This is a genomic window from Pseudomonas sp. GW821-FHT07G06 (assembly GCF_058986625.1).
In genome coordinates, this window is the sequence record NZ_JBYSVW010000003.1 from 494,136 (window position 1) to 506,408 (window position 12,273).

General features: G+C 60.2%; 10 protein-coding genes. 3 read left to right on the forward strand and 7 right to left on the reverse strand.

What is annotated here, in order from left to right:
• The first annotated feature begins 171 nt into the window (after positions 1-171).
• Positions 172-2,112: a BCCT family transporter gene (locus AC3WJW_RS08925; RefSeq protein WP_240629017.1), complete on the forward strand. Its 1,941-nt coding sequence runs from the start codon at positions 172-174 to the stop codon at positions 2,110-2,112.
• A gap of 180 nt (positions 2,113-2,292) precedes the next feature.
• Here the strand turns inward: AC3WJW_RS08925 and choV are convergent, their stop codons facing one another.
• The 3 genes from choV to AC3WJW_RS08940 form a co-directional block, all read right to left on the reverse strand.
• Entirely contained in the window at positions 2,293-3,471 is a 1,179-nt protein-coding gene (gene choV, locus AC3WJW_RS08930) for a choline ABC transporter ATP-binding protein (protein ID WP_493725767.1), read from the reverse strand.
• A complete protein-coding gene (gene choW / locus AC3WJW_RS08935) occupies positions 3,468-4,313 on the reverse strand; it encodes a choline ABC transporter permease subunit (protein WP_493725768.1) in 846 nt (281 codons plus the stop codon). The genes choV and choW overlap by 4 nt, the downstream gene beginning before the upstream one ends.
• A 66-nt stretch (positions 4,314-4,379) precedes the next feature.
• Entirely contained in the window at positions 4,380-5,324 is a 945-nt protein-coding gene (locus tag AC3WJW_RS08940) for a choline ABC transporter substrate-binding protein (protein ID WP_493725769.1), read from the reverse strand.
• 435 nt (positions 5,325-5,759) lie between these two features.
• On the opposite strand from AC3WJW_RS08940, the gene AC3WJW_RS08945 reads away from it, so the two are divergent.
• Entirely contained in the window at positions 5,760-7,136 is a 1,377-nt protein-coding gene (locus AC3WJW_RS08945) for an L-serine ammonia-lyase (protein WP_007995657.1), read from the forward strand.
• Positions 7,137-7,658: 522 nt separating this feature from the next.
• On the forward strand, positions 7,659-8,762 hold the full coding sequence (gene gbdR / locus AC3WJW_RS08950) for a choline metabolism transcriptional regulator GbdR (RefSeq protein ID WP_007975492.1): 1,104 nt from the start codon (positions 7,659-7,661) through the stop codon (positions 8,760-8,762).
• A 101-nt stretch (positions 8,763-8,863) separates the two neighbouring features.
• Here the strand turns inward: gbdR and AC3WJW_RS08955 are convergent, their stop codons facing one another.
• The 4 genes from AC3WJW_RS08955 to AC3WJW_RS08970 all read right to left on the reverse strand — a co-directional run bounded on the left by AC3WJW_RS08955 (position 8,864) and on the right by AC3WJW_RS08970 (position 12,231).
• Positions 8,864-9,130: a hypothetical protein gene (locus tag AC3WJW_RS08955; RefSeq protein WP_007995656.1), complete on the reverse strand. Its 267-nt coding sequence runs from the start codon at positions 9,128-9,130 to the stop codon at positions 8,864-8,866.
• A 315-nt stretch (positions 9,131-9,445) separates the two neighbouring features.
• Positions 9,446-10,609, reverse strand: coding sequence for a gamma-butyrobetaine dioxygenase (locus AC3WJW_RS08960; RefSeq protein ID WP_493725770.1), 1,164 nt, complete (start codon positions 10,607-10,609; stop codon positions 9,446-9,448).
• 13 nt (positions 10,610-10,622) lie between these two features.
• Positions 10,623-11,099, reverse strand: coding sequence for a thioesterase family protein (locus tag AC3WJW_RS08965; RefSeq protein ID WP_493725771.1), 477 nt, complete (start codon positions 11,097-11,099; stop codon positions 10,623-10,625).
• 166 nt (positions 11,100-11,265) lie between these two features.
• On the reverse strand, positions 11,266-12,231 hold the full coding sequence (locus tag AC3WJW_RS08970) for an L-carnitine dehydrogenase (RefSeq protein ID WP_046039357.1): 966 nt from the start codon (positions 12,229-12,231) through the stop codon (positions 11,266-11,268).
• Between the last annotated feature and the right edge of the window lie 42 nt (positions 12,232-12,273).

The following is a 12,273-nucleotide window of genomic DNA, read 5'->3' on the forward strand; positions in this document are numbered from 1 at the left end:
GGCTTTTTTCGGGGTGTCTTTATATCACCCGCCGGTCGGCTGCCCACTAACCGATTGGTCGGGTAACTCGTTTGCCTTGCGTTCTTCTCTCGCACTGCCCGGAGCATCTGTGCCATGAGTTCTGCCTCGCTAATAAAGACCCCACCGCAGAAGGTGTCGGTCAACGGTTGGGTGTTCTACACCTCTACCGCGTTGATTCTGTTGTTGACCGCCATTCTGATCATCGCCCCGCAAGAGGCCGGCAGAATGCTGGGTACGGCGCAAGCCTGGTTGTCCCGCAGCTTCGGCTGGTACTACATGGTGGTGATTGCCGCCTATCTGATTTTCGTCGTCGGCCTGGCGTTTTCGTCCTACGGCAAACTCAAGCTGGGCAGCAAGGACGACACCCCGGACTTCAGCTACGGCGCCTGGGCGGGGATGCTGTTCTCCTCGGGTATCGGCATCTCGTTGTTGTATTTCGGCGCGTCCGAACCGCTGGACCACTACTTCAACCCGCCGGAAGGCGTGGCCGGCAGTAACCTCGCGGCACGTCAGGCAGTACAACTGACGTTCCTGCATTGGGGCCTGCACGGCTGGGCGATTTACGCGTTGGTCGGCTTGGCGGTGGCGTACTTTGCCTACCGGCATAACCAGCCGCTGGCGTTGCGTTCGGCGCTGTATCCGTTGGTGGGTGAGCGTTGGGTCAAGGGCGCGGCCGGTCATGCGGTGGACGGCTTCGGCATGTTCGTGACCCTGCTCGGTCTGGTGACCAACCTGGGGATCGGTTCGCTGCAAGTGTCGTCGGGCCTTGAAAACCTGTTCGGCATGGAGCACAGCAACACCAACCTGCTGATCGTGATCATCGTGATGAGCACCGTGGCGACCATCGCCGCTGTGTCGGGTGTGGAAAACGGCATCCGTCGTCTGTCCAACCTGAACATCGTGCTGTTCAGCGGCCTGCTGATTTTCGTCCTGCTGTTCGGCCCGACCCTGCACCTGCTCAACGGCTTCGTGCAGAACGTCGGCGACTATCTGAACGGCGTGGTGCTGAAGACCTTCGACCTCTATGTGTATGAAGGCGACGCCGAGAAGTCCGACCGCTGGTTGGGCCTGTGGACCCTGTTCTACTGGGCCTGGTGGATTTCCTGGGCACCATTCGTGGGCATGTTCATCGCACGTATTTCCCGTGGTCGCACGGTGCGTGAACTGGTGGCCGGCGTACTGCTGATTCCGTTGGGCTTCACCCTGGCGTGGCTGTCGATCTTCGGTAACTCGGCCCTGGACCTGGTGATGAACCATGGGGCGGTGGAGCTTGGAAAAACGGCGTTGGAACAGCCGTCCATGGCGATCTACCAGTTGCTTGAGCATTACCCGGCGTCGAAGGTAGTGATCGGCGTGTCGATCTTTGTCGGTTTCGTGCTGTTCCTGACCCCGGCGGATTCCGGCGCGGTGATGATGGCCAACCTGTCGTGCAAGGGCGGTACCGTCGATGAAGACGCGCCGCACTGGCTGCGGATCTTCTGGTCGGCGGTGATCACCCTGGTGACCATCGGCCTGCTGTTCGCCGGCAACTTCGAAGCCATGCAAACCATGGTGGTACTGGCAGGCTTGCCGTTCTCGGTGGTGCTGGTGTTCTTCATGTTCGGCTTGCACAAGGCCATGCGCCAGGACGTGCAGATCGAACAGGAGCAAGCGGAACTGGCTGCGCGCGGTCGTCGTGGTTTCAGCGAACGTTTGACCCAACTGGACCTGCAACCGAGCCAGTCGGTGGTGCAGCGCTTCATGGACAAGCAAGTGAGCCCGGCGCTGGAAGATGCGACGGCGCAAATGCGTGCTCAGGGCCTGCAGGTTCAGACGCTGCTGGGCAAGTCCAAGCGTTGCATGGGCGTGCGCGTCGAGATGGAAGAGGGTAACCCGTTTGTCTACGAAGTCAGCCTGGACGGTTACCTGGCCACGCCGACTGAATCGGCACAGTCGGATGAGGCGCGTCAGCGTTTCTATCGCGCTGAGGTTTACCTGCATAACGGTAGCCAGGACTACGACTTGATGGGTTTCACCCAGGATCAGATCACCCGTGACGTGCTCGATCAGTTTGAAAGCCATCGGCAGCTCCTTGGCCGGGTTTACAGCTGAGTTGTGAGGGGCGCGGTGTTTCAGTGATACCTCGTCCAGCTTCAAAAGATCGCAGCCTTCGGCAGCTCCTACATCAGAACGCAATCCCCTGTAGGAGCTGCCGAAGGCTGCGATCTTTTGATCTTTGCTCTTCAAACAAAAACGCCGCGATCCTCTCGCGGCGTTTTTGCATCTGTTGCCTTACCCCAGGTTCTTGCCGAGCAGTGCGTGATACAGCTCGCTGTCGCCCAGAATCCCCACCACCTTGTTGTTGTCATGCAGCACCAGCTTGTTGCCGGTCTGATAACGAATCTGCAGCGCATCGCGCATGCCGATGTTCGAGTCCACCAGGGTTGGTCGACGACCCAGGCCTTCAACGGCCTGACCTGGTATCCAGTTCTGCAAGTCCAGTGCAGACCCGTTCTGGCGAGCACCCTTGATGGTGTTGCCTTCGGCCAGGTCCAGCCACGAATCACCGCCTGGATCCAGGCACACCGAACCATTGATGCGTTTGCAGTTGTCCAGGGTGCGCATCAGGCTGCGGCCGCACAGTACGTTCAGCGGGTTGGTGTGGGCCACGAAGGTCCGCACGTAATCGTCCGCCGGGTTGAGGACGATTTCTTCCGGCTTGCTGTACTGGATGATCCGGCCGTCTTTCATGATCGCGATACGGGAGCCCAGTTTCAGGGCTTCGTCGAGGTCGTGGCTTACGAACACGATCGTCTTGCTCAGCTTGCGTTGCAGTTCCAGCAGTTCGTCCTGCAGACCCTGGCGGATCAGCGGGTCGAGTGCCGAGAACGGTTCGTCCATCAGCAGGATGTCGGCGTCCATCGCCAGGGCACGAGCCAGGCCAACGCGTTGCTGCATACCACCGGACAGCTCGTTGGGCTTCTTGTTGCGCCACTGGGTCAGGCCCACCAGCTCAAGCTTGTCGTCCACCAGTTTGCGTCGTTCCTTTTCGGGCCGACCCTGCATTTCCAGGCCAAAGCTGATGTTCTCGCGAACGGTCAGCCAAGGCATCAGGGCGAACTTCTGGAACACCATCGCGATGCGTTTGGTGCGCATCATTTTCAGTTCGGCCGGGGTGCAGGAGGCGATGTCGATCTGCTTGCCTTCGTGCTCGACGAACAACTTGCCACGGCTGACGGTGTTCAGGCCGTTGATGCAGCGCAGCAGGCTGGACTTGCCGGAGCCGGACAGGCCCATCAGTACGCAGATTTCACCTTTTTCGATATCCAGGCTGGCTTTTTCAACACCGACGATCTGCCCGGTCTTTTTCAGGATCTCGTTGCGGGTCATGCCCTGATCCAGCAGCTTGAGCGCCTCGCGTGGATCCCTGGAGAAGATAACGTCAACGTTCTCGAAGCGAATAATGCTCATGCGTCACCCCCTACCTTGGCGTCGGGTTGTTTGCAGATACGGTCGAGCATGATCGCCAGCAGTACGATCGCCAGGCCTGCTTCGAAGCCCAGGGCGATATCAGCAGTGTTCAGTGCGTTGACCACCGGTTTGCCCAAACCATCGGCGCCCACCAGTGCCGCGATCACTACCATCGAAAGAGACAGCATGATGCACTGGGTGATGCCTGCCGCGATGCTTGGCATGGCGTGGGGCAGTTCGATTCGCGAGAGCAGCTGACGCCGGGAGCAGCCAAAGGCCTTGCCGGCGTCCATCAGTTCTTCCGGAACATCGCGGATACCCAGGTAGGTCAGGCGGATGGGCGCGGCAATCGCGAACACCACCGTCGAAATCAGGCCCGGGACCACACCCAGACCGAAGAGGGTCAGGGTAGGAATGAGGTACACGAAGGTCGGTACGGTCTGCATCAGATCGAGTACCGGACGCATTACAGTATAGAACATCGGCTTGTGCGCGGCGACGATGCCCAGGGGCACACCAATGAGCACGCAGACCAGGGTGGCGAACAACACCTGGGCGAGGGTTTCCATGGTTTCCTGCCAGTACCCCAGATTGAGGATCAGCAGAAAGGAGGCAACGACAAACGCGGTCAGGCCCCATTTGCGTTGAATGAAGTGTGCCAGTAGAGCGATCAGGCCGATCAGCGCCAGCGGGTTGAACCAGGTCAGCGCAAACGTCACGCCGTGGATCATCGTTTCCAGTGTCACGGCGATTGCGTCGAAGGTGCTGGCGCCGTGTTGCGTCAACCATTCAACGAAGCCCGCGATGTACTGGCCTAGAGGTATTTTCTGATCAATCAGCATGGTAGTGAACGTCCGCATGCAAGGAAATAAACAGCCCGGACGGCGTGGGCCGTCCGGCATAAGCGATTACTGCAGTTTGGCTTTCACGGCCTCCAGGCCAGGTTTACCGTCAATGGTGGTCACGCCAGCGAGCCAGGTATCGAGCACCTGTGGATTCTTTTTCAGCCAGGCCTTGGCGGCCGCGTCAGGCTTCATCTTGTCGTCCAGGATGTTGCCCATCAGTTCGCTTTCCATGTCGACCGTGAACTCCAGGTTTTTCAGCAACTGACCGACGTTGCTGCATTCCTCGGCGTAGCCCTTGCGGGTGTTGGTCGCCACGGTGGCGGCGCCAAAGTCGGGGCCGAAGAAATCGTCGCCGCCGGTCAGGTATTGAATCTTGAAGCGCTTGTTCATCGGGTGCGGCGCCCAGCCCAGGAACACCACGGCGGTGTCGCGTTTCTGCGCGCGGTCGACCTGCGACAGCATGCCGGCTTCGCTGGACTCGACGACCTTGAAGCCCGCGTCCTTGAGGCCGAAGGCGTTCTTGTCGATCATCGACTGGATCAGGCGGTTGCCGTCGTTGCCAGGCTCGATGCCGTAGATCTTGCCATCGAGCTCTTTCTTGAATTTGGCGATGTCGGCGAAGTCATGCAGCCCCTTGTCGTACAGGGCTTGAGGGACGGCGAGGGTGTACTTGGCACCCTTGAGGTTGGTACGCACGGTTTCCACGGTGCCGGCTTCGCGATAGGCCTTGATGTCGTTTTCCATGGTCGGCATCCAGTTCCCCAGGAACACGTCCATGTTCTTGCCGTCGGCCAGCGACTTGTAGGTCACGGGCACGGAAATCATGGTGGTCTTGGTCTTGTAGCCGAGGGCATTGAGCACGACGCTGGTCGTCGCGGTGGTGGCGGTGATGTCGGTCCAGCCGACATCGGAGAAGTTTACGGTACTGCACTGCGCCGGTTCTGCGGCTTGCGCCAGAACCGGCAGACTAAGCATGGCGGCCAACAACAACGACGGGGAACCTTTCATGGATGGACTCCTTGGTGTTTTTTTTGGCAGTGTTCCGACTGGACCACCGCACTTATAGGTTGCGGTTGGATGGCGTTCTGGAGACAGCTCTACCACGGCGCCTTGCAATCGAGTCGATATGATCATGTACCAGTGAAAATCTGACGCCTACAGGGCGCGTCGTATCCAGTACAGGGATGGTCGCATCCAGTGTCGGTGACGTCGTTTACAGATTTTTTCAGCCCTTTTTTCCCCTCTGAACCGCAAAAAAACGGCGAAAACACGGCGTAAAAGACACGCGGCGTTGGTGGGCATGAGTGCGTCGGTTAGAGACGTCGAACAACACGACAAAAGCTTGATGATGCGGTCATCTCGGCGGATTGCAGCTTGAGCGTAGCAGCTCCGTCACCGTGCGCTTTGGCGCACGCAGTGGGCCCATTCAGGAGTTCGGCAGTCATGGCTATCAGTGTTTTCGACCTGTTCAAAATCGGCATCGGCCCTTCCAGTTCGCACACCGTGGGGCCCATGCGGGCGGCGGCGTTGTTTGTGCAGGGCTTGCGCGAGCGGGGGCTGCTGGAACAGGTGCGGCGTGTCGAAGTCCAGCTGTTTGGCTCGTTGTCGGCCACCGGCATCGGCCACGGCAGCGACAACGCGGTGATCATGGGCCTGATGGGCGAGTGGCCGGATGCGATCGATCCGTCGCAGATCGGCATCCGTATCCAGGCCTTGCGCGAAACCCACACGCTGTTGCTCGACGGTCGCCTGTCGGTGCCGTTCGTCTGGGCTCGGGACATGCGCCTGATCGACGAAAACCTGCCGTTCCACCCCAACGCGATGACCTTGATTGTCGAAGGTGATGACGGCGAATTGCATCGCGACACCTACTATTCGGTCGGCGGCGGTTTTGTCGTCGATGAGGCGCAAGCCTCCAGCGGTGTCGTGGATCTGGACCGCACCGTACTTCCTTATGACTTTTCCAGCGCCGCCGAGCTGTTGCAGCTGTGCAAGAAGCACAACCTGCGCGTGGCGGAATTAATGATGGCCAACGAGAAAGTCTGGCGCAGCGAAGAGGAAATCCGCAGCGGCCTGATGAAGCTCTGGCGCGCCATGCAGGATTGCGTCGAACAGGGCCTGAAACACGAAGGCATCCTGCCCGGCGGGCTGAACGTGCGTCGCCGCGCGGCCAAGCTGCATCGCAGCCTGCAGGAGCTGAACAAACCCAACGTGATCGGCTCGACCTTGAGCGCCATGGAATGGGTCAACCTGTTCGCCCTGGCGGTCAACGAAGAAAACGCCGCCGGCGGGCGCATGGTCACGGCACCGACCAACGGTGCGGCGGGGATCATTCCGGCAGTGCTGCACTACTTCATGAAGTTCAGCGAGGCCGTGACCGACGCCAATGTCGTCGACTATTTCCTCGGTGCGGCGGCGGTGGGCATCCTGTGCAAGAAGAACGCCTCGATCTCCGGTGCCGAAGTCGGCTGCCAGGGTGAAGTCGGTTCGGCCTGCGCCATGGCGGCGGCCGGGCTGGCGGAAATCCTTGGCGCCACGCCCGAGCAACTGTGCAACGCGGCGGAAATCGGTCTGGAACACAACCTCGGCCTGACCTGCGACCCGGTGGGTGGACTGGTCCAGGTGCCGTGCATCGAGCGCAACGCGATTGCTGCGGTGAAGGCGATCAACGCCGCGCAGATGGCGTTGCGGGGCGATGGCCAGCACTTTATTTCGCTGGACCGGGTGATCCGCACCATGCGCGATACCGGTGCCGACATGCATGACAAATACAAGGAGACATCGCGGGGCGGGTTGGCGGTGAGTGCGGTGGAGTGTTGAGTCAGTAATACCGAGTCGCATTCTTCGCGAGCAAGCCCGCTCCCACAGGGAAACGCATTCCAAATGTGGGAGCGGGCTTGCTCGCGAAGGGGCCAGACCAGTCAAAATTGCGCGTTAAGTGAACACCCGCTCGAAAACGCGCCACCTTTTAGCGCGTCGCTCACAGATAAATCGCCTTGCCAGTGATCGGGCACCAACCTGCCTTTGACCGCTCGTCACCCGTGCTTGCGGTGACACTCCTTTCCGGTGCGGCGCAACGCTGTTCCCACAAGTGCTACCGAATTGCTCACCGCTCGTGAGCCGGGGCGCTTGCCAGTCCTGATGGCCATTTAAATCCCCACGCCTTGCGAGACATATATAGACACATTCCGACGTCGTTTTTAGGAGTTATTGAACGCGCATTCAAATTTAGGCATGGCAATTGCTCTGTCATTACAAAGCCCGTCTCCCACGCGAGAACGATGGCAATAAAAAGAGCCTCCGCCTGAGGCCATCACCCGCTTTGTGTGAGGAGATACCGCGATGACGACGTTCAACTCCGGGGCCCAACCCCAGAACCGTGCGCCTCAATCCATCGGCTTTCTGCTGCTGGACAATTTCACGCTGATTTCTCTGGCCTCCGCAGTAGAACCCCTGCGCATGGCCAACCAGTTGTCCGGTCGCGAGCTGTACCGTTGGACCACCCTCACCGTCGACGGCGGCCAGGTCTGGGCCAGTGACGGCCTGCAGATCACCCCCGACGCCTCCATGCACAAAGCTCCGCCAATGGACACTGTCATCGTGTGCGGCGGTATCGGCATCCAGCGCACTGTGACCCGTGAACACGTGTCATGGCTGCAAAGCCAGGCTCGCCAGTCCCGCCGCCTTGGCGCGGTGTGCACCGGCAGTTGGGCCCTGGCCTGCGCCGGCCTGCTCGACGGTTTTGATTGCAGCGTGCACTGGGAATGCCTGGCAGCCATGCAGGAAGCTTTCCCGCGGGTGGCCATGAGCACCCGCCTGTTCACCCTCGACCGTAACCGTTTCACCAGCTCCGGCGGCACCGCGCCGCTGGACATGATGCTGCACCTGATCAGCCGCGATCACGGCCGTGAACTGTCGGCGGCCATTTCGGAAATGTTCGTCTACGAGCGCATCCGCAACGAGCAGGATCACCAGCGTGTGCCGCTCAAGCACATGCTCGGCACGAATCAGCCAAAACTGCAGGAAATCGTTGCGCTGATGGAGGCCAACCTCGAAGAGCCGATCGATCTCGACGAGCTGGCAGTCTATGTCGCGGTATCCCGTCGTCAGCTCGAACGCCTGTTCCAGAAATACCTGCACTGCTCGCCGTCGCGTTACTACCTAAAGCTGCGCCTGATCCGCGCCCGGCAACTGCTCAAGCAAACGCCGATGTCGATCATCGAAGTGGCGTCGGTGTGCGGTTTTGTGTCCACGCCGCACTTCTCCAAGTGCTACCGCGAATACTTCGGCATCCCGCCGCGTGACGAGCGTGTAGGCTCCAATACTACGCAGCAAGTGGCGATGATGCCGTTGCCGCAAGCCTTGGTGCTGTCGCCGTTGTCCGGGCCGTTGTCGGCGTTGAGCCAGGCGCGTAATGAGTCGACGTTTGCCAGCGTACGGCTTTAAACCGAGGCGTTTTCATCGCGAGCAGGCTCGCTCCCACAGTTGACCGAGTTCCAGCAGAGGAATGCGGTCGAATGTGGGAGCGAGCCTGCTCGCGAATGGATTTATCGGCCTGTGTGGCTCTGCTGATACTCCGCCAATGCCGGCAACAACTGCTTGTCGATCGCCTGGCGCACCGCTGGCAGGATCGTCGCGCTGCTGGTGTACATCTGCTTGACCATGGTCCGCAGGGTCATCGCCCGTACATCGTTCAAACCCCGTACCGCACACTCGCAGGCCTGCTCGGCGGTGGCGCCGGTGGGCACCTCGAACCCCAACGACTTGAGCTGGCCCAACAGGTCTTCCTGGTCTATCAAATCGGCGTGCATCATGACGCAATCCTTCTTCAGGGAACGGTGTCGTGGCTCGATTCTGGTAGGGCCACGCAGTAGCGGCAAGGGCGATTTGTCGCAATGGCCGCAATGGCTATGAACAGGTCGTTTTCGACTAACTTGCCGTGCGCAGGAGTGGGCACACTGGGCTCAGCTCGCTTCACGAAGGTTTGGTCACCCTCGCACGGCAGCTCCTCAACAGTACCCTCTGCCTCGATCCTGTCACGGCTTGATCGGGGCTTTTTTTGTCGGTTGAAAAGCAAAAGATCGTGTTTCACCTGTAGGAGCTGCCGAAGGCTGCGATCTTTTAGAGGCTTAACGCTGCAACACCAGAATCCGCGACAACAACTCATCCCGGTCGACATAGCAACCCTGGAAGTGCCGCGCCCCGGTGGCGGGGTCGAAGGCGTTGCGGGCGTGCAGGGTGCGGCGGTTGTCGAAGCACCACAGCTCACCGGGATTGAGCCGCTGTATCAGGCGGAACCGGGGTTCGCGCGTCATCGCGATAAAGCGCCGGTAGGCGTGATAGAGCTTGGGCATCTGCTCCACCGAGGTGTCGAACGGTCCGCGTAGAAAGTTCGCCATGCGGATTTCCGATACCTGCCCCAACGTATCCAGGGCGATGATCGGCGCGAGGCAGCGGTAGTCGCTGTGGCGGTCCTTGTTGCGAAACTCTACGGGGATTTCGCAAAGGCTTTTGAATGACTCCGGGTCTTCGCGACGCAGCGCATCGGCGATGGCAAAACCATCGACAAAAATGCTTTCGCCGCCCTCGGCGTCATTGACCAGGCAATGCAGGAATTGCAACCCCGGTTGCAACTCCCGGGTCGGCAAATCGCTGTGCAGCGGCAGGTTGAAGGCGGTGTAGGCGTTGCTGTCGGCATCGGCCTTCGATTGCACGTTGAACAGCACGCCGAAATTGCTCTCGCGGATGAAGGAAATCCGTTGCGCGATCAGCTTCAAGGAGCCGGGTTCGGTGGGCACGCCACGAACCTGGGTCAGGCCGACATCACGAACCGCCAGCAGCCATTGCAGCAACGCCTGCGGGTCGTTCATCAGGGCTTGATATTCGAACACCGGCAACTGCAAATCGCTGTTCCAGAGCCTGGCTTTGGGCTTGCGTGCCAAGCGTTCGGCGCGGGATTCATCGTCATAGGCGTGGGCGCGCAGCCAGCCGGGATCGAAGCGGCTGGCGTGGCCATCCTGCCAATCCACCGACAGGCAACCATCGGTGTCGATGTGTACGGCGTCAGGCATCAGGTCTTGAGCCACATCGACGATTTCCAGTACTTGCTCGCGGGTCACGGTGTAGACGCACTGCGGGCACGGGCAGTTATCCCGCAGCCATTGATGGTGGAAAGGGCTGACGCGATCGTCGGCCCACGTCACCAGGACCCGGTCCGCCAGTGTCTGCACGCCAGCCAGCGCGCTGATCAACGGATAGGTACGAAAGTCGGCAAATGCAGCGGCGGTGTTCATGGCGATCTCCTTGTTATTTTTTTGGGGGTAATGCGATCACTCGGCCAATGTACCCGGGCGTTGGCAGGTCCGCCTGTTCGGCGACGATGGCTTGCAGCCGATTCAGGGACTGGTCGCTGAACGGGGCCGAGCGCGGTCCGGCGAGATCCACGTGCAGCAGCATCTGTTCGTTGCCTGCAAGCTCCTGGGCATCACCGACCCGATGCAGGCTGTGGTAGAGGTGCAGGCGTTTGCTGTCGTGGGCAATGATTTGGGTGTGCACCTCGACTTGGGCGTCGAGTTTCACTTCGTGCAGGTAGTTGAGGTGCAGTTCGAGAGTGAACAACGAGTTGCCGCTGGCTTCCCGGCTGCTGCTGTCCAGGCCCAGGCGATCCATCAGGGCATCGGTGGCGTAGCTGAAAATCAGCAGGTAGAAGGCGTCGCGCAGGTGGCCGTTGTAGTCGACCCAGTCGGGGATGATGGTGGTTTGGTAGGTAGTGAGGGTGGGCATGGTTTCTGATCCAACATTGGTGGTGACTGGGCTGCCGTCTTCGCGAGCAGGCTCGCTCCCACAGTTGATTTGAAGTGTGAAGACAATCTATGTCACTCAGCAGACCCCCTGTGGGAGCGAGCCTGCTCGCGAAGGGGCCAGACCTGTTGGCCCATTAACTGACGGTTTACTCGCTGAAGGCCATCCCATGTTTCTCTTTGGTGGTCTTCACCGCCTCCAGCACTGCCAGCAGGCAGTCATCACGATAGCGCTCCAGTGCCGAAATGCTGTGTTTACCCAGTTGATCGCTGGTGCCGTCGACCACATCGTCGATCAGTTTGTCGGTCAGTTCCGGTGCCGGCAGGTAAGTCCACGGCAACTGCAATGCCGGGCCGAACTGCGCCATGAAGTGACGCATACCGGCATCACCACCGGCCAGGGTGTAGGTCAGGAAGGTGCCCATGAACGACCAGCGCAGGCCTGCGCCGAAGCGAATCGCATCGTCGATTTCACCGGTAGTCGCCACGCCGTCGTTGACCAGGTGCAGCGCCTCACGCCACAGCGCTTCGAGCAGGCGATCGGCGATGAACCCCGGCACTTCCTTGCGCACGTGCAACGGGCGCATCCCCAGGGATTCATAGACTTTCATCGCCGCTTGCACGGCTTCGGGCGCGGTGTTTTTACCGCCGACCACTTCGACCAGCGGCAGCAGGTAAACCGGGTTGAACGGGTGACCGACCACGCAGCGCTCCGGGTGCGTGGCACTCTCGTAGAACTCGCTCGGCAGCAGGCCGGAGGTGCTGGAGCCGATCAACGCATTGGGCTTGGCTGCCGCGCTGATTTTGCTGTGCAGGTCCAGTTTCAGCTCAAGGCGTTCCGGGGCACTTTCCTGGATGAAGTCAGCGTCGCGAACGCATTCTTCGATGGTCGCGACAAAACGCAGGCGATCCTGCGAAGCACCGGGCGCCAGGCCTTGTTTCTCCAGTGCGCCCCAGGCGTTGGCGACGCGTTTGCGCAGGGCTGCTTCAGCGCCTGGTGCCGGGTCCCAGGCCACTACGTCCAGGCCATGGGCGAGGGCGCGGGATACCCAGCCGCTGCCGATGACACCGCTGCCCAGGGCGGCGAAGGTTTTGATTTCGGTGATGAAGGTCATGGTGACTTCCTGAATTTTGCTCGAAAAAAACTGTGGGAGCGA